This is a genomic window from Streptomyces sp. NPDC005805 (genome assembly GCF_040630445.1).
Taxonomy (GTDB): Bacteria; Actinomycetota; Actinomycetes; order Streptomycetales; family Streptomycetaceae; genus Streptomyces.
In genome coordinates this window covers 30,682-48,054 of the sequence record NZ_JBEXXN010000059.1, presented here as the reverse complement: position 1 = coordinate 48,054, position 17,373 = coordinate 30,682, and the positions used below count along the sequence as shown (strand labels likewise).

Genomic DNA, 17,373 nt, shown 5'->3' with positions numbered 1-17,373 from the left:
AACGAGAACCGCGATGACTTGATTGTTTTTCATTCTTGTGATTTTCCCATCGGGGCCCGGCACGATCGTGCCGGGCCCTCGGTATGGGCGGGGGGTCGTCAGCCGGTGCGCGCGGGCGGGTCAGCCGGTGCGCGCGGGCGCGTCAGCCCTTCCAGCAGCGGATCACGGTGCCGTCCCGGACCTCGAAGTTCAGCCGTCCGACCAGGTACTCCATGGTGATGATCGAGCCGGGCGGGAGCGCTCTGACGGTCGACCAGCCGCGTTCACGGGCCTGCCGCTCGGCCGCTTCGGCGCCGAGTCCGACATAGGAGTCGGGGACGTCACTGGGTTCTGCGGACGGGGTCGGTATGGGTGCCATGAACCCCACCGTAGGCGGCAGCGGACGGTGACGGAAGCGGGCGGCCGATCACATGGAGCATGATCGCGTACCCTGGCGGTCACGCTTGTGTCACAGGATCTCGACGGCCCTCCGGCCGCCTCCGGACTCGAACTCGTTCACCCGAACGGGCAGTCCGCACTCGTTCGGCCGATAATTCCCGGACTTTCCGCGATCATGCGCAATTCCTTACAGGGAATTCCCTCGCATACCCCGGCAGACCGAATTCATACGCGCCGACTTTTCACATTTTCCGCACAGCATCGCCATATTCCTCCCCCGTGGGATCGGCCGGGGGCGGGAGGGCCCGGGAGAGCCGGTCGCGGACCTCGCGGACCCGCTCGGTCAGCTCCGGCGGCTCCACCACCTCGAAGTCCAGACCCAGCAGCACCACATGGATCACCAGCACATCCAGGCTCGCGGCTCCCGTCCGCAGCAGACAGCTCGTGGCGTCGACGGCCTCGATCACGCCGTCCGAGGGCCCCACCAGCCGGGCGGCCTCCGCCGCCGACACCAGCAGCCGGATCACCGCCCGCTGCGGATAGACATGCGTGGAGATGCCCCGGGAGACATACGCGGCCAGATCGCCGGAGGGCGGGGTCCGGGGCGGAAAACGCGGGCCGTGGGGCGGGGTGGGCACGATCCGGTCCGCCCGGAAGGTGCGCCAGTCGGCGCGGTCCACGTCCCAGGCGACCAGGTACCAGCGGCGCTCGGTGCAGACCAGCCGGTACGGCTCGGCCGTGCGGCGGGTCGAGGTGCCGCCGTGGTCCCGGTACGCGAAGCGCAGCCGCTCCCCGTCCCGGCAGGCGTTGGCCAGCACCGTCAGCACGGCCGGATCGACGGCCGGGCCGCCGCCGGCGCGCAGCATCGGGACGGTGAAGGCGTTGAGCGCGCCGACCCGGCGGCGCAGCCGGGCCGGCAGCACCTGCTCCAGCTTGGCGAGGGCGCGCACGGAGGTCTCCCCGATGCCCTCGATGCCCTGGCCCGCCGCGGTGCGCAGGCCGACAGCGACCGCCACGGCCTCCTCGTCGTCCAGCAGCAGGGGCGGCAGCTCGGCGCCCGCGCCGAGGCGGTAGCCCCCGCCGGTGCCGGGGCTCGCCTCGACGGGATAGCCGAGTTCGCGCAGCCGGTCGACGTCCCGGCGCACGGTCCGGGGCGTCACGCCGAGCCGGTCCGCGAGATCGGCGCCGGACCACTCGCGGTGGGCCTGGAGCAGGGACAGCAGGCGCAGCAGACGTGCCGAGGTCTCCACCATGGCGCCGAGTCTGGCAGCCCTTGCGGACAGCTCCTGTCCGCAAGGACCGGCCGGGGTGGTCGGGGGGCGGCTCAGCCGGCGGCGGACAGGACGCGGACGCAGAGGTCGTTGTCGGGGGTGTAGCAGGGGGCCGCCCGGTGGGAGCCCGTGCGGTGCTCGGGGTAGACGAAGACGGCCGCCCGGTCCCACACGTCGTCCAGGATGCGCGCGACGCGCACGGCGGCCGCGCCCTCGGCGGGACGCAGCCACAGCTCCCAGTACAGGTCCTCGCCGTCCGCCGGGACCAGCGGCGTGTAGAGGACGGTGAAGGAGAAGGCGTCCCCCTCACCGGCGACGGGCAGCTCGTGGACCGGGGCCGGGGAGGCGTCGTGCACGCGGCCCGCGGGAGCCGCCGCCCGGGAGGGCTGCCGCGGCACGGCGGGGAGGACGGGGACGCCGGAGGCGTCGGACGGCGCGGGGGCGGCGGCCGCGAGCCGGACCTCGGCCCTCGCTCCCGGCCCCAGCTCGGCGCCGTGCAGCCGCCCGGTGACGGTCACGGCCCCGCGGTCCCGGTCGATGCGGAGCGCGCCGGCCTCCGCGTGCGGGGTGCGGACCCAGGAGCGGACGGCGAGGCGGTCCTCGGCGAGCGGATACGGGACCCGGATCACCGCGCGGCCCGCGTCCGGGGCCGGCCCGTCGACGAGGACCCGCAGGTCCCGCACGCCCGGGACGACGGCCCGGCCGTCCTCGGTGAGCACCTCCCAGCGGCCCTCCGGCAGCAGGTCCTCCGGGCCCAGCAGGGCGGTGGCGGTGCCGTCCCCGGCGGCGGTGAGCGGCAGGCGCAGCTCCTCGGCGGGTCCGGGGCCGAGCCGCCTCAGCAGCAGCGCGGTGGCACCGGCGGTGCCGGAGACCCGGAAGGCTATGCCGCCGCTCGCGTCGGCGGCGCAGTCGGCGCGGGCGGTGAGACGGCCGACCGTCGTCGTGGACGTGCTCATGTGCTCTTCCTTCTCCGGGGCTGCGAGGGCTCCGGGCCTGCGAGGATCACCCCCGCCGCTTCTTCCGGCGGATCACCTCCGCGGCAACATAACGCAGGGAGTAGGCGGCGTCATAGAGCGAGCTGCGGCCCCGGTGCCACGCCTCGCGGACCGCACCGGCCCCGCCGGCCCGGGCCCCGGCCGCCACCAGTGCGGTGTACAGCTCCTCGTGGCGCCGGGCGATGACCGAGGGGTCGAACCGGGCCGAGGAGGCGAGGGCCGCGCGGGCGGTGCGGCGGCGCAGCTCGTCGTCCCCGATGAGTTCGAGCAGGGCACCGGCGACCGCGTGGGCGTCGCCGACCGGGACGAGCCGTCCGTCCACCCCGTCCTCGATGATCTCGCCGGGTCCGTGCGGGCAGTCCGTGGACACCACCGGCAGGCCGCAGCGCATGGCCTCGACGATGGTCATGCCGAAGGACTCCAGGCTGGAGGTGACGGCGGCGATCGAGCCCTTCGCCCACTCCGCCTCCAGCCGGTCGGCGGTGCCCATCAGGAAGACGTGGTCGTTCAGTCCCCGCTCGGCGACGAGGGACCGCAGGCTGTCCTTCTCGTTGCCGGTCGCGTCGCCGCTGCCGTAGATGCGCAGCCTCCAGTCGGGGCGGGCGGCGACCACCTCGGCGAACGCCTCGATCAGGACGTCGTAGCGCTTGACCCGGGTCAGCCGGCCGGCGGCGACGACCCACTTGGCGCTCTGGTCGGAGGGCTCGACCACGGGCGCGGGCACGCTGTTGGGCACCGCCTCGATCCGGACGCCCGGCAGCGAGAGCCGCGTCCGGTAGGCGCGGGCGTCGGCCTCGGTGACGGTGGTGACGGCGTCGAGCACGGTGTAGCGGTGCCCGACCTCCCGCTTGAGGCGGTAGCCGTGGCTGTCCAGGGTGAGGTGCTCCTGCGCGACGCGGACCACCCCGCGCGGGGCCTGGCGGGCGATGTGGACGTTCAGCCCGGGGCGGGTGCCGATGACCACATCGGCGTCGAGGGCGGCGAGATGGGCCGCTATCCGCCGGTCGGTGAGGCGGCTGTACTGGCGGTGGCGGCCGTCGCCGCGCGGGAAGACCTTCGCGGGCCGGGCGGCGAGCGGGTCGTCGCCGTCGTAACCGGGGCTGTCGCGCCGCAGGTCGACGAGGTGACGGAGGGGCACACCGGCGGGGGCTCCCATGGTCGGGTCGTCGCGGTGGCGGAAGACGGAGACGATCTCGACCTCGTGCCGCTTGGCCAGCTCCTCGGCGAGGTTGAAGGTCGTGCGGATCGTGCCCCCGATGCCGTACGCGTTGTGCAGCAGAAATGACATACGCATGCGTCGCCGCATCCCCCTGGTGTCGTGCGTGTGTTGTGGTGCGTCTGTTGTCGTGTGTCCCGTCGCGCCCGCCGTACGTCCCGGTACGCGGTGCGCGGTACTCCGTCGCGCGGTGGCTCCCCCTCGGTCACGGGGGAGGTCCCGCCAGGACTGTACTCGCCGGTCGGTTCCCGGCCGTGAGCCGGGGCACGGCCGACGCACGGCCGGTGCCCGTGCGGCGCACGTCCGGCGCACGTCCGGTGCACGTCCGGCGCACGGACAGAGCGGGCCGGACGTGATCGTCCGGGAATCGTCGCCCCCGACGCGTGACCCCTCCCCCCTGTCCCCCGTTGACCTCTGTGAGCCGGGACCCGCCCGGCGCCCGTCATCAAGTCCGAGGAGCCACCCGTGCCGCGCATGCTCGATGTCAGCGAGGACGTACGCGCCGAGATCGGCGACGAAGAGGCCGAGCGGCTGCTCGCCGGCCACAACGCACCGGGCAGCTACGACTGCACGTCCTGCCGCACTCCGGGCGACTCGGAGCAGGAGCGCACCAGCACGGTGCTGTTCGTGGGCGACGAGACCGCGGTCCTGGCCTTCGCCCACGCCACCTGTATCCCCTCGCAGGTCGTCCATGTCGCCGAGGAGCAGCTCCAGGGCGCCGTCCGCTCCATCACGGGCGAGGAGCCGCAGGTTCCGGGGGCCGCGCCGCAGCAGGCGGTGCTGGGCGTCACCAGCGGGCTCGTCCTGATCAACGGCGATCTGCACCCGGCGCTGGTCGTCGAGCCCACCGCGCCGATCGCCCGTCCGGGCACGGCGGGCAACGGCGGGGACGACTTCCTGCCGCTGCTGATCGAGCACGGCTTCCACCCGGTCTCCGACATCGAGCGGGTCCCGGCGCAGCTGCCGGGCTGGTCGGTGCTGGTGGCCATGGGTCAGCTGCACGCGGTGCTCCAGCCGGGGACGGGCGGTGGCAGCCCGGTCGCCTGGTGGCAGGCGCACCAGCCGCTCCAGGTCACGGACGGCTGGCGCACCGCCGCGAACCGGACCCACACGGTCCTGGTGTTCGCCGCCCCGGTCGGCTCCATCGGCCAGCAGCCCCGCGAGGACCTGCTGCGGGACGCGCTGGAGAAGGCGGCGGCGAACGGCCGCCTGGTGGCCGCGGCGATGCCGCTGGCCGGCACCTGACCGACGCCCCGTCCGCCCGGACCGGCGGCACGGGCGGTGCCGGGAGCCCCCTCCCTCCCGGCACCGCCCGTGCCGCCTTGCCGTGCGCGGGGGCTCCCCATGAGGCGGGCGCGCCCCGGGAGTTCCCGCGCGGCCCTGGCGCTTCGTGGCATTTCATGGCGCGTGCCGCGCACCCGGCCGGTGCGCGCCCGGGCCCCGAACCCCCGCCCACCGGGCACGATCCGCGCCCGCCACAACGCGCCCGCCCCCAGCCCGCATCCGCAGGGCCGCCCGCTTCGTTGCAGGTACGTGCACACATACGACCCAGCCCGCGAGCCGTACCAGAACCCGATCCCCTCGATGCGCCCCGCGCGTGACGGCTCGTCGGGGGAATCCCCGACGCCGATCTACGACGCCCTGTACTCGGAGTACCTGAGAGCGTTCAAGACGCTCCCGGGCGACCGCAGCGGCGAGGAGCACCTCGGGTTCCGGGCGTTCGGAGCGACGGGGCTGCACAGCAGCCGGGGCGCGCACGCGCGGCGGGCGGACGGGCACACGGGCCAGATCGCCCCGGTGGCCCACCCGGGCAACAACTGGCAGCCGTACCACCAGGTCGTCCGCCCCCACCACGGACAGCACGCCGCCCTGCCCCCGGCGCCCCGCCGCGGGCTCTGAGGCTTCACGGGGGCAGGACGGACGGATGCCCGGACCGGTGAACCGGTCCGGGCATCCGTCCGTCGTCACATGACGTCACGTCACTTCTTGCGGCCGCGCTTCTCCCGCACCCGCACCGAGATGTGGATCGGCGTGCCCTCGAAGCCGAACTCCTCGCGGAGCCTGCGCTCCACGAAGCGCCGGTAGCCGTGCTCCAGGAAGCCGGAGGCGAAGAGGACGAACCGCGGCGGCTTGGTGCCCGCCTGGGTGCCGAAGAGGATGCGGGGCTGCTTGCCGCCCCGGATGGGGTGCGGGTGCGCCGCGACCAGCTCACCGAGGAAGGCGTTCAGCCGCCCGGTCGGCACCCGGGTCTCCCAGCCCGCGAGCGCGGTCTCGATCGCCGGGACCAGCTTCTCCATGTGGCGGCCGGTGAGGGCGGAGACGTTCACCCGGGGCGCCCACGCGATCTGCCCCAGCTCGGTCTCGATCTCCCGCTCCAGGTAGTAGCGGCGCTCCTCGTCGAGGGTGTCCCACTTGTTGTACGCGATCACCATGGCGCGGCCGGCCTCGACGGCCATGGTGATGATGCGCTGGTCCTGCACGCTGATGGACTCGCTCGCGTCGATCAGGACGACGGCCACCTCCGCCTTCTCGACGGCGGCGGCGGTCCGCAGCGAGGCGTAGTAGTCCGCGCCCTCCTGGAGGTGGACCCGGCGGCGGATACCGGCCGTGTCGACGAACTTCCAGGTGACGCCGCCGAGTTCGATCAGCTCGTCCACCGGGTCGCGGGTGGTGCCCGCGAGTTCGTTGACGACGACGCGCTCCTCCCGGGCGACCTTGTTCAGCAGGGAGGACTTGCCGACGTTCGGGCGGCCGATGAGCGCGATACGGCGCGGGCCGCCGGGTGCCGTGCCGAAGGTCTGCGCCGGGGCGTCCGGCAGGGCCTCCAGGACCGCGTCGAGCATGTCGCCGGTGCCGCGGCCGTGGAGGGCGGAGACCGGGTGGGGCTCGCCGAGGCCGAGGGACCACAGGGCGGTGGCGTCGGCCTCGGCGCTGGGGCCGTCGACCTTGTTGGCGCACAGCACCACAGGCTTGCCCGCGCGGCGCAGCAGCTTGACGACGGCCTCGTCGGTGTCGGTCGGGCCGACGACCGCGTCCACCACGAAGACCACCGCGTCGGCGGCCTCGATGGCGTACTCGGCCTGGGCGGCCACGGAGGCGTCGATGCCGAGGACGTCCTGCTCCCAGCCGCCGGTGTCGACGACCTTGAAGCGGCGGCCGGCCCACTCGGCCTCGTAGGTGACCCGGTCGCGGGTGACGCCCGGCTTGTCCTCGACGACCGCCTCACGGCGGCCGATGATGCGGTTCACCAGGGTCGACTTGCCGACGTTCGGGCGGCCGACGACGGCGAGGACGGGCAGCGGGCCGTGCCCGGCCTCCTCGATGGCGCCCTCGACGTCCTCGACGTCGAAGCCTTCCTCCGCGGCGAGCTCCATGAACTCCGCGTACTCGGTGTCACCGAGTGCTCCGTGGTCGTGCTGGTCGTTCATGAAGTCCGTTCCTCGTTCGTCAGCCGGGCCGCCGCACACAGGGCGGCCCCTCAAGTCTGGCTCAGCGCCCGGTGAGGCGCTTCGCGTTTTCCAGGTGGGCGGTCAGGCGCTCCTGGATGCGCACCGTGGCCTCGTCCAGGGCCTTGCGCGTACGCCGTCCGCTGCCGTCGCCCGCGTCGAACGGGTCACCGAAGACCAGGTCGACCCCGCTGCGCAGCGGCGGCAGCTGCCGTATCAGCCGGCCGCGGCGCTCGGTGCTGCCCAGCACCGCGACCGGGACGATCGGCGCGCCGCTGCGGACGGCGAAGTACGCCAGCCCGGCGCGCAGGGAGGCGAAGTCGCCCTCGCCGCGGGTGCCCTCCGGGAAGATCCCGAGGACGCCGCCGTTCTCCAGCACACCGAGGGCGTCGGTGATCGCGGTGCGGTCGACGGTCGTCCGGTCCACCTGGAGCTGCCCGATCCCGGTGAGGAAGGCGCCCAGCGGCCCGACGAACGCCTCCTTCTTGATCAGGAAGTGCACGGGGCGCGGCGCGGTGCCCATGAGCATCGGGCCGTCGATGTTGTGCGCGTGGTTGACGGCGAGGATGACCGGGCCGGACGCGGGAACGCGCCAGGCGCCGAGCACCCGCGGCTTCCACAGCCCGTACATCAGGCCGATGCCGATCCCCCGTCCGACCGCCGCGCCTCTCGCGGAGGGTGCGGTCACCTGGCGGCCTCGGCGGTGGCGTCGGCGGCCTGCGCGAGGGTGCCGCGCTTCTCCTCGACCAGGGTGACCACGCACTCGATGACCTGCTGGAGGGTGAGGTCGGTGGTGTCCACCTCGACGGCGTCGCCGGCCTTGGCCAGCGGGGAGGTCTTGCGGCTGGAGTCCGCCGCGTCGCGCTTGATCAGGGCCTCGCGGGTGGCGGACACGTCGGAGCCCTTGATCTCGCCGCTGCGGCGGGCCGCGCGGGCCTCCGGGGAGGCGGTGAGGAAGACCTTCAGGTCGGCGTCGGGCAGGACGGTGGTGCCGATGTCCCGGCCCTCCACCACGATGCCCTTCTCCGCGGCGGCGGCGATGGAGCGCTGGAGGGCGGTGATGATCGACCGCACCTCGGGGACCGCGCTGACCGCGCTGACCTTGGAGGTGACCTCCTGGGTGCGGATCGGGCCGGAGGCGTCCTGCCCGTCGACGGTGATCGCCGGGGCGGCCGGGTCGGTGCCGGACTCGATCACGGGCTTGCCGGCGGCGTTCGCGATCGCGGCCGGGTCGGAGACGTCGACCCCGCTGCTGATCATCCACCAGGTGATCGCGCGGTACTGGGCGCCGGTGTCCAGGTAGCTCAGGCCCAGCGCGGCGGCCACGGCCTTCGAGGTGCTCGACTTGCCCGTGCCGGAGGGGCCGTCGATGGCGACGATCACGGATTCCACGGTGTCGGACACCTTTCAGGTCTGCGGGACTCGGGTCTGCGGGGTGTTTTCCGCGGACGTGCCGCGGGATTTCTCCGCCGGGAGTGCGGGGAAGGGCGGACGGAACCGCCGGTGCACCCAGCACAAGGTTACCGAGTGCCGGAGGCGCTTCTTGCACCCGGAGGCACCCCCGGGGCCGCCCGGCGGCCCCGGCCCGCCCTCACCCGTCCGGCCCAGCCGCCGGCCGCCCCCGCCCGCCGCCCGGCTACTGCCGCAGCGACCAGCCCCGCTCGCGCAGGGAGGCGGCGAGGACGGGGGCCGCGGCCGGCTCGACCATGAGCTGCACCACGCCCGCCTGCTGACCGGTCGCGTGCTCGATCCGGACGTCCTCGATGTTCACGCCGACCCGGCCGGCGTCCGCGAAGATGCGCGCCAGCTCGCCCGGCTGGTCGCTGATGAGGACGGCGACCGTCTCATAGGCGGTGGGCGCCGCGCCGTGCTTGCCGGGGACGCGGGCCCGGCCGGCGTTGCCGCGCCGCAGGACGCCCTCGATGCCCCGGGCGCCGCCGAGCCGCTCGGTCTCGTCCGCCGCCTGGAGGGCGCGCAGGGACCGCACGGTCTCGTCGAGGTCGGCGGCGAGCCCGGCGAGGACGTCGGCGACGGGTCCGGGGTTCGCGGAGAGGATGTCGACCCACATCGCCGGGTCCGAGGCCGCGATCCGGGTCACGTCCCGGATGCCCTGCCCGCAGAGCCGGACGGCGGTGTCGTCGGCCTCCTCCAGCCGGGCGGCGACCATCGAGGAGACGAGCTGCGGGGTGTGCGAGACCAGGGCGACGGCCCGGTCGTGGGCGTCGGCGTCCATGACGACGGGGACGGCACGGCAGAGCGCCACGAGTTCCAGGGCGAGGTTGAGGACCTCGGTGTCGGTGTCCCGGGTCGGGGTGAGCACCCAGGGGCGGCCCTCGAAGAGGTCGGCGGTGGCCGCGAGCGGGCCGGAGCGCTCCTTGCCCGACATGGGGTGGGTGCCGATGTACGAGGTCAGGTCCACCCCGAGCGCCTCCAGCTCGCGGCGCGGGCCGCCCTTGACGCTGGCGACGTCGAGGTAGCCGCGGGCGAGGTCCGACTTCATCGCCCCGGCGAGGGTGGCGGCGACGTGCGCGGGCGGTACGGCGACCAGGGCGAGGTCGACGCGGCCCTCGGGCGCCTCGTCGGTGCCCGCGCCGAGGGCGGCCGCGGTGCGGGCCTGCGCGGCGTCGTGGTCGACGAGGTGGACGTGCACGCCGCGGCCCGCGAGGGCGAGGGCGGCGGAGGTGCCGATCAGTCCGGTTCCGATGACGAGCGCGGTTCTCACGGGGCGGTGTCCTAGGGGCGGGGTGCGGGCCCCTCGCGGGGGCGGAGGCGGGGGCGGGGTGGAGCGCTGGGGGTGTGTGCTGCGTTCAGCGTAGTCAGGGTGGGGGCGGAGGGGCCCGTGCGTCCAGCGGCCGGACCGGGCCGGGGCGAGCCGGGGCGGGCCGGGGCCCGGTCCAGGATCGGTCCGGTCGGTCCGGGGCCGGGTGGGACGTGCGGGGCCGGTCCGGCGGCGCGGCCCTGGCCCGCCCGGTCCGCGTTCAGGCGAACGGGCCGCCGGCCCCGAAGGCCGCGTCCGCGAAGCGCTCCCCCATGCGGCGGTGGGCGGCCGCGTCCGGGTGCAGTTCGTCGGGCAGCGGCAGCTCCGCGTAGTCGTCCGGGCCGTACAGCTCGCGCCCGTCGAGGTAGTGCAGGGCCGGGTCCTCGGCCGAGCGCCGCGCGACGATCCGGGCCAGCTCGTCCCGGATGACGCCGAGGGTGAGCTTCCCGGCCGCCCGTTCCGCCGGGTCGCCGGTGGCCAGGAAGCGGATGCGGCCGGTCGCGAGCCCGTCGAGGTCGGGGGCGCCCGGGCCCGGGGTGTCCTCGTGGATCGGGCAGAGGATCGGCGAGACCACGAGCAGCGGCACGTCCGGGTGGCCGTCCCGGATCGTGTCCAGGAAGCCGTGCACCGCCGGGCCGAAGGCCCGCAGCCGCATCAGGTCCAGGTTGACCAGGTTGATGCCGATCTTGACACTGATCAGGTCGGCCGGGGTGTCCCGTATCGCGCGGGCCGTGAACGGGTCGAGCAGCGCGCTGCCGCCGAAACCGAGGTTGATCAGCTCGACGTCCCCGCGGGAGGCGGCGAGCGCCGGCCAGATGGAGGTGGGCCCGGCCGCCTCGGAGCCGTGGCTGATGGAACTGCCGTGGTGCAGCCACACCCGGCGGCCCCGGTCCGGGACGGGCGCGACGGGGGCGTCGGTGCGCAGGGCGACGAGTTCGGTGGTCTCGTTGTGCGGCAGCCAGATCTCGACGTCCTTGTCCCGGTCCGGCAGGCCGGTGAACCGGATCGTGCCCGGGGTGCCGGCCCGGTACTCGGTGGTCCAGGTCGACATGTCGATGACGATCGTGTTCCCGCCGGCCACGCTGCCCCGGCCCGCGTGCTCTCCGTCGACCAGCAGCTCGTAGACGCCGTCCGGGCGGGGCGGGGCCCCGGTGTAGAGGCGCTTGGTGGGCAGGGTCTCCAGCTCGACGGCGGTGGCCCGGGTGCGCAGGGCGAGGCGTACGCCGGAGGGCTGGGACTCGACCATGGCGAGCTGCGGGTCGTCGCACTGGGCGCGGGCGCGCGCGGGCAGCCGGTGGGGCAGCACACCGTGCGCGGTGCGCTCCAGGTCCAGGGCGCCGCGCAGGAGCCCGGCGGTGACGGGGGTGGTGATCCAGCCGGGGTCGGTGGGGCGGGTGTCGGGGGTGTCCATGGAGTGCCTGGGGTCCTCGGGGTCGGGGGAGGTGGTGCGCGGGTACGGGGAAACGGCGAACGGGCGGGCCACCGGGATCAGGGCGGCGGCGCGGGCCAGTTCCGCAGCAGCGCGTCGAGGGCGTCGATCGACCGTTCCCAGCTCTGCTGCGCGTCCGGGGCGCTGTGGGCGAAGCCGCCGCTCGCCTCCAGGCCGACGAAGCCGTTGAACACGCTGCCGAGGAGGCGGACGGCGTGGGCGCCCTCCGACTCCGGGAGGTCGTAGCCGCGCAGGATCGCCCGCGTCATCCGCGCGTGGCGGACGCCCGCACTGGCCGCGGCCGTCTCCGGGGCCAGCGGGTACCGGGTGGCCGCCCAGCGGCCGGGGTGGCCGCGGGCGTAGTCGCGGTAGGCGTGGGCGAAGGCGGCCAGGGCGTCCTTGCCGGCCCGGCCCGCCAGCGCCTCGGCGGCGCGGTCGGCCAGCTCCTCCAGGGCGAGCAGGGCGATCCGGGTCCGGAGGTCGTCGGAGCTCCTGACGTGCGAGTAGAGGCTGGCGGCCTTGACGTCGAACCGCCGGGCGAGCGCCGAGACGGTCACCTGGTCGAAGCCGACCTCGTCGGCGAGTTCGGCCCCGGCCCGGGTGAGCCGTTCCGGGGTCAGCCCTGCACGCGCCATGCCCTCACCTTCCGTATCCCTTCCCCGAGTATGCATTTACCTACACCCCATAGGCAAATACCTTTGACGTTCCTCCGGTCCCCCGCCCGCGCTCGGCCGGGGGACGGACAGCGGGTACCCGCCGGGGCGCGGTGCCACCGCCCCCGGCCCGTGGCACGCCAGGATGCCGGGACGCGGGCGCCGGACGACGGGCGGCGCGTGGGACCGAGACGAGCGGAGCGACGAGATGGCGCAGACCTGCCGGAGGTCCGTCCTGGCGGCGGCCGGGGCGGCGGTACTGGTGGCCGGGTGCGGCGGCGGAGGCGGGGACGACGGGCCCTCCCCCACGGCCGGAGCCCCCACGGAGACGGGGACGCCGACCGGAGGCGCCGGGGGCGAGGAGCTGACGGGCACCGCCGAGGTCCCGGTCGGCGGGGGTGTGATCCTCAAGGAGCAGCGGATCGTGGTGACCCAGCCCGAGGAGGGCCGGTTCGAGGGGTTCTCGGCGGTCTGCACCCACCAGCAGTGCCTGGTCGGCTCGGTGACCGACGGCGCGATCGTGTGCCCCTGCCACGGCAGCCGCTTCGCCGTCGCGGACGGCGCGGTCCTGACGGGCCCCGCGACCCGGCCGCTGCCGGCGGAGCCGATCACCGTCGAAGGCGGCACGGTGCTGCGGGCCTGACCCGTGGGCCGCCGGTCCGGGCCGCGCGGTCACTCCCGTACCCTCCCCGCATGACCCCCGAGACCCTGGTGCGCGACCACACCGTCTACGCCTGTGTCATGGGGTCACGGGCCTTCGGTCTGGCCACGGAGTCCAGCGACACGGACCGCCGGGGCGTGTTCGTGGCGCCGGCCCCGCTGTACTGGCGCCTCACCAAACCGCCCACCCACATCGAGGGCCCGGCGGAGGAGCAGTTCTCCTGGGAGCTGGAACGTTTCCTGGAACTGGCCCTCCGCGCCAACCCGAACGTCCTGGAGTGCCTGCACTCCCCCCTCGTCGAGCACGCGGACGCCACCGGCCGCGAACTCCTCGCCCTGCGCGACGCGTTCCTCTCCCGCGAGGCGTACGGCACCTTCGTCCGCTACGCCCACGGCCAGCGCCGCCGCCTCGACACCCACATCCGCACGCACGGCGCCCCCCGCTGGAAGCACGCCATGCACCTGTTGCGGCTCCTGCTCTCCTGCCGGAACCTGCTCCGCACCGGCGAACTCGTCCTCGACGTCGGCGACGAACGCGACTCCCTGCTGGCCGTCAAGCACGGCGAGGTCCCCTGGCCCACCGTCGAGGCCCGCCTGACCCGCCTCACCACCGAGGCCGAGGCCGCCCTCCCCACCACCCCACTCCCCGCCGCCCCGGACCGCGCCCGCGTGGAGGACTTCCTCTTCCGCGTCCGGCGGGCCTCAGCCGAGGCGTATCCGTACGGGTAGCCGGTCCGCAGGCACTCCCCGGGGGACGGGTCGTCGTGCTCACACGTCCCAGGCCGTCGCCAGTTCCCGCAGGTCGGTGCGGTATTCGATGCGGTCGGTCCATTCGGTGGGCCAGGCGGCGGCGCCGAGGTGGGCGCCGGTGAAGGCGCCGGTGAGGCAGGCGAGGGAGTCGGAGTCGCCGCGGGTGCAGGCCGCGCGGCGGAGGGCGGTGAGGGGGTCGGTGGGGAACATCAGGAAGCAGAGGAGGCCGGTGGCGAGGGCCTCTTCCGCGATCCAGCCGTCGCCGGTGGCGAGGCAGGGGTCGAGCTCCGGTTCGGGGGCTGCCGCGGCGGCGGCCAGGCGTTCCAGGATGGCCAGGCACTCGTCCCAGCCGCGGGCGATGAACGCCTCCGGGGAGGCGTCGGCGGTGGAGCGGGTCCACAGGTCGCCGAGCCAGTCCCCGTGGTAGCGGGTGCGGTTCTCCAGGGCGTAGGAGCGGAGCAGGCCGACCAGGCCGGTGGGTTCGGCGCCCCGGGCGAGGAGGTGGACGGCATGGGCGGTGAGGTCGCTCGCGGCGAGGGCGGTCGGGTGGCCGTGGGTGAGCGCGGACTGCAACTGGGCGGCCCCCGCGCGCCGGTCGTCGCTCAGTCCGGGGGCGAGGCCGATCGGGGCGACGCGCATATTGGCGCCGCAGCCCTTGGAGCCGAGCTGGCCGGCGTCCTGCCAGGGCCGGTCGCCGTCGAGCTGCTCGCAGGCGACCAGGCAGGTGCGGCCGGGGGCGCGGTTGTTCTCCGGGGAGTGGTACCAGTCGACGAACTCCGCGCGCACGGGCTGCTCCAGGAGGGAGCCGGTGAGCGGGCCGCCGCCGGACATCGCGGTGCGCAGACCGCGCCCGAGGGCCAGGGTCATCTGGGTGTCGTCGGTGACGATCGCGGGTCTCGGGAGGTCCATCCCGCGCCAGGGGCCGAACTTCGCGAGGATCGAGGGCACGTCGTTGAACTCGGTGGGGAAGCCGAGCGCGTCGCCGAGGGCCAGGCCGAACAGGGCCCCGCTCGCGGCCCGCTTGCCGGTGGGCGGGGTGGACGTGCCGGTCCGGTCGGGGTGCGGGGTGGTGGTCATGGGCGCCGTCCTTCGGGTCGCAGCAGCGGTGGGTGCAGGGAGCGGGCCGTGCCCGCCCGGTGGAGCGCGGCGGGCTTGCCCCGGCCGCCGGTACGGCGCGCCCCGCCCTCGACGGGCTCGACGAAGCCGGGCGTGGCGAGGACCTTGCGCCGGAAGTTGGGCCGGTCCAGCTCGACGCCCCAGACCGTCTCGTAGACCTGCTGGAGCTCGCCGAGGGTGAACTCGGGCGGGCAGAACGCGGTGGCCAGGCAGGTGTACTCCAGCTTGGCGCCGATCCGTTCGTGCGCGTCGGCGAGGACGCGGTCGTGGTCGAAGGCGAGCGGCCCCGCCTCGTCGAGCGGGGTCCAGCGGGCACGGGCCGCGTCCCCGCCGCCGCGCGGTTCGGGCAGGTCCGGGACCAGGGCGGTGAACGCGACGGAGACGACGCGCATCCGCGGGTCGCGGTCCGGCTCGCTGTAGGTCCCCAGCTGCTCCAGGTGCGGACCGGCGGCGGACCCGTCGGCGGTCGCGGACCTGCCGCTGCCCGGGGACAGGCCGGGGCCGGCGGACAGGCCGGTCTCCTCGGCCAGTTCACGGCGGGCGGCGCTCTCCGCGGACTCGTCCGGCAGCAGGAAGCCGCCGGGCAGCGCCCACCTCCCCCGGTACGGCTCCTGGCCGCGCTCGACCAGGAGCACCTGGAGGCGTCCGCCGCGCACGGTGAACACGGCGAGGTCGACGGTCACGGCGAACGGCGGGAACGCGGCGGGGTCGTACCCCTCGGGCCGCCGCAACCCACCGGGCCCGCCGCCCGCGCCCGAGCCGCCGCCCGCACCGCCGGGCAGGCCCGTCCCGCCGGTCACCGGCGCCGCTCCGGGAGCGGGTCGGCGAACCGGAGGCCGTCCGCCAGGAGCGCGTCCACCGCCGCGACCGCGGCGGCGAGCCGCACCTCGTGCGGGCCGGTGACCTCGATGAACGGCCGCCCGGTGCGGGCCAGTTCCTCCCGGAAGCGCTCGGTCATCCACGGCCGCAGCTGCTCGCCGTCCCGCAGACCGTCGTCCTCGAAGGCGACCCCCTCGTGGTCGGTGAGGACCCACAGGTGCTGGGTCCGGGGCTCGGGGTCGGCCGGGTAGGGGCCGCCCAGGTACCGCTCGTGCCAGACCGTGGTCGCGAAGGCGTCCGTGTCGCAGACCAGGACCGGGGAGCCGGCCCGGGCGGCGGCCTCCTCGCGGGCGGCCTGCTCCTTGGCGATCACCGGGAACTCCTCGGAGGCGAACGCGACCCCGGACCAGTCCGCGCCGGGCCGCTCGGCCCGCAGCTCCGCGAGCTTGCGCTCGCTGTACTCCCTGCCGTACTCGGCGACATACCCGGTCCGCGCCCAGACGCCGCCGCGCGCCCGGTAGTGCTCGGCGAGGGCGAGGGCGAGCGTGGTCGTCCCGGTGGACTCGGCGCCGAGGACGACGACCCTGCGGGTCAGCCCGGCCCGGACCGGCGGGGCGAGGAAGTCCCAGCGCCCGGCCGGGTCCGCGCGTACGGCCGTACCGGACACCGGGTACGCGCTCCGGTCGGGGTCGACGCAGATATGCACCGCGCCCAGCCGGCGGGCGAGTTCGTCCCCGTACTCCTCCGACGTATAGACGGCATCCACCTGTTCGGGCACCGCTGTAGTGAAAACCTCCATATGGGCAGCCCATATGTCTTCGTCGTACAGGTCCACGGGGTGGTCATCCACCGCGCCGACCACCCGCACCTCCGGGTGGACCTCGCGCAGCCACGCCACCCGGTCGGCCAGCGGAACGCTCTCCACGGACGCGGCGCACACCAGCACGGTGAGGCGCTCGCACCGCTCGGCGGCGGTGCGGACGAGGTGGTGGTGGCCCGCGTGCGGCGGATAGAACTTGCCCAGCACCAGCCCGTGGCGCGGCCGGGACGCGGCCGAGCCCTGGGCGGGCCCCGGCTCCGGCCGGCTCATACGGCGGCCTCCACGGCCGGGCGGGCACCGGCGGCCCCCGCGGCGAGATCCCGCCGCCAGGCGCGCAGTCCGACGACGCACAGCGTCAGGAAGCCCGCGTAGAGCAGCGAGGTCAGATAGAGGTCCTTGTGGGCGTAGAGCGGGATGTAGACCACGTCCGCCGCGATCCACAGCCACCAGGACTCCAGCCGCTTGCGGCACTGCCCGTAGGTCGCCATCAGGGAGAGCGCGGTGGTCAGAGCGTCCCAGAAGGGCACGGTGGAGTCGGTGGCCCGGTCCAGCAAGACGGTGACGGCCGCGGTCCCCACCGCCCCCGCCGCGAGCAGCCACAGCCACTCGGTGCGGGTGGTGCGCCGCACGGGCAGCGTGCCGCCGGTCCCTGGTCCACCCCCGTGGGTCCAGGTCCACCAGCCGTACGCGGCGAGGGCGATGAAGACGATCTGGAGACCGGCGTCGGCGTACAGGCCCGCGCCGGTGAACAGCAGGATGAAGAACAGGTTGTTGGCGATCCCGATGGGCCAGTTCGCGATGTGCTGGCGGGCGACGAGCCAGACGCAGAGCGCGCCGCTGCCGAAGCCGAGGACCTCGACCCAGCTCACGGGCGTGCCGAGCAGGGTGAAGAGCGGTTGCTGCAAGGGCTGGAGCATCTCCCTGAGACTCACGACGACCTCCTTAATGGTCAGAGTGACCATAAAGGTTGGACGGCCGTCCCCACAAGGGGTTTCCGCACCAGAGGTTCCGCGCCCGGACGTGGAGAAGCCCGCGACCACGGGGGTCGCGGGCTCCTCGGGA

The 17,373-nt window shown here is 74.8% G+C and carries 18 protein-coding genes; 4 read left to right on the top strand and 14 right to left on the bottom strand.

The genetic code is table 11. From position 1 onward, the window contains the following. Positions 1-142: 142 nt before the first annotated feature. The 4 genes from ABZ457_RS25750 to ABZ457_RS25735 form a co-directional block, all read right to left on the bottom strand. Complete coding sequence (locus ABZ457_RS25750) at positions 143-358, bottom strand: I78 family peptidase inhibitor (RefSeq protein WP_359161627.1); 216 nt, start codon at positions 356-358, stop codon at positions 143-145. Between the two features lie 262 nt (positions 359-620). Continuing rightward, positions 621-1,631, bottom strand: coding sequence for a YafY family protein (locus ABZ457_RS25745; RefSeq protein ID WP_359161624.1), 1,011 nt, complete (start codon positions 1,629-1,631; stop codon positions 621-623). 71 nt (positions 1,632-1,702) lie between these two features. Beyond that, positions 1,703-2,605: a hypothetical protein gene (locus ABZ457_RS25740; protein ID WP_359161621.1), complete on the bottom strand. Its 903-nt coding sequence runs from the start codon at positions 2,603-2,605 to the stop codon at positions 1,703-1,705. Positions 2,606-2,651: 46 nt separating this feature from the next. Continuing rightward, positions 2,652-3,938 (bottom strand): glycosyltransferase, encoded by a 1,287-nt coding sequence (locus ABZ457_RS25735; RefSeq protein ID WP_359161618.1) that lies wholly within the window; start codon positions 3,936-3,938, stop codon positions 2,652-2,654. Between the two features lie 387 nt (positions 3,939-4,325). Here ABZ457_RS25735 and ABZ457_RS25730 point away from each other — a divergent pair, with 387 nt between their 5' ends. Together ABZ457_RS25730 and ABZ457_RS25725 are read left to right on the top strand one after the other, a co-directional pair. Beyond that, positions 4,326-5,105 (top strand): hypothetical protein, encoded by a 780-nt coding sequence (locus tag ABZ457_RS25730; RefSeq protein WP_359161614.1) that lies wholly within the window; start codon positions 4,326-4,328, stop codon positions 5,103-5,105. A gap of 288 nt (positions 5,106-5,393) precedes the next feature. Then, positions 5,394-5,759, top strand: coding sequence for a hypothetical protein (locus ABZ457_RS25725; protein ID WP_359161611.1), 366 nt, complete (start codon positions 5,394-5,396; stop codon positions 5,757-5,759). A gap of 80 nt (positions 5,760-5,839) precedes the next feature. Here ABZ457_RS25725 and der read toward each other — a convergent pair whose 3' ends face one another. From der to ABZ457_RS25695, 6 genes are all read right to left on the bottom strand, one after another. Then, positions 5,840-7,288, bottom strand: coding sequence for a ribosome biogenesis GTPase Der (gene der / locus ABZ457_RS25720; RefSeq protein WP_359161608.1), 1,449 nt, complete (start codon positions 7,286-7,288; stop codon positions 5,840-5,842). A gap of 61 nt (positions 7,289-7,349) precedes the next feature. Beyond that, entirely contained in the window at positions 7,350-7,937 is a 588-nt protein-coding gene (locus tag ABZ457_RS25715; RefSeq protein WP_359161650.1) for a lysophospholipid acyltransferase family protein, read from the bottom strand. Between the two features lie 53 nt (positions 7,938-7,990). Further along, positions 7,991-8,710, bottom strand: coding sequence for a (d)CMP kinase (cmk, locus tag ABZ457_RS25710; protein WP_359161604.1), 720 nt, complete (start codon positions 8,708-8,710; stop codon positions 7,991-7,993). 232 nt (positions 8,711-8,942) lie between these two features. Then, complete coding sequence (locus tag ABZ457_RS25705) at positions 8,943-10,028, bottom strand: prephenate dehydrogenase (protein WP_359161601.1); 1,086 nt, start codon at positions 10,026-10,028, stop codon at positions 8,943-8,945. A 256-nt stretch (positions 10,029-10,284) separates the two neighbouring features. After that, the gene (locus tag ABZ457_RS25700; protein ID WP_359161598.1) at positions 10,285-11,475 is read right to left on the bottom strand and encodes a GDSL-type esterase/lipase family protein; all 1,191 of its coding nucleotides are present in this window, start codon (positions 11,473-11,475) and stop codon (positions 10,285-10,287) included. Between the two features lie 77 nt (positions 11,476-11,552). Next, on the bottom strand, positions 11,553-12,128 hold the full coding sequence (locus tag ABZ457_RS25695) for a WHG domain-containing protein (protein WP_359161595.1): 576 nt from the start codon (positions 12,126-12,128) through the stop codon (positions 11,553-11,555). A gap of 226 nt (positions 12,129-12,354) precedes the next feature. Between ABZ457_RS25695 and ABZ457_RS25690 the strand changes: the two genes are divergently transcribed. Both ABZ457_RS25690 and ABZ457_RS25685 read left to right on the top strand, forming a co-directional pair. Beyond that, positions 12,355-12,789, top strand: coding sequence for a Rieske (2Fe-2S) protein (locus tag ABZ457_RS25690; protein WP_359161592.1), 435 nt, complete (start codon positions 12,355-12,357; stop codon positions 12,787-12,789). 50 nt (positions 12,790-12,839) lie between these two features. After that, the gene (locus ABZ457_RS25685) at positions 12,840-13,535 is read left to right on the top strand and encodes a nucleotidyltransferase domain-containing protein (protein ID WP_359161589.1); all 696 of its coding nucleotides are present in this window, start codon (positions 12,840-12,842) and stop codon (positions 13,533-13,535) included. Positions 13,536-13,574: 39 nt separating this feature from the next. Here the strand turns inward: ABZ457_RS25685 and ABZ457_RS25680 are convergent, their stop codons facing one another. The 4 genes from ABZ457_RS25680 to pnuC form a co-directional block, all read right to left on the bottom strand. Then, the gene (locus ABZ457_RS25680) at positions 13,575-14,633 is read right to left on the bottom strand and encodes an ADP-ribosylglycohydrolase family protein (protein WP_359161586.1); all 1,059 of its coding nucleotides are present in this window, start codon (positions 14,631-14,633) and stop codon (positions 13,575-13,577) included. Beyond that, entirely contained in the window at positions 14,630-15,403 is a 774-nt protein-coding gene (locus tag ABZ457_RS25675; protein WP_359161648.1) for an NUDIX domain-containing protein, read from the bottom strand. The genes ABZ457_RS25680 and ABZ457_RS25675 overlap by 4 nt, the downstream gene beginning before the upstream one ends. 65 nt (positions 15,404-15,468) lie before the next feature. Further along, positions 15,469-16,581: an AAA family ATPase gene (locus ABZ457_RS25670; protein WP_359161583.1), complete on the bottom strand. Its 1,113-nt coding sequence runs from the start codon at positions 16,579-16,581 to the stop codon at positions 15,469-15,471. Further along, on the bottom strand, positions 16,578-17,243 hold the full coding sequence (gene pnuC / locus ABZ457_RS25665; protein WP_359161580.1) for a nicotinamide riboside transporter PnuC: 666 nt from the start codon (positions 17,241-17,243) through the stop codon (positions 16,578-16,580). The genes ABZ457_RS25670 and pnuC overlap by 4 nt, the downstream gene beginning before the upstream one ends. Positions 17,244-17,373: the final 130 nt, after the last annotated feature.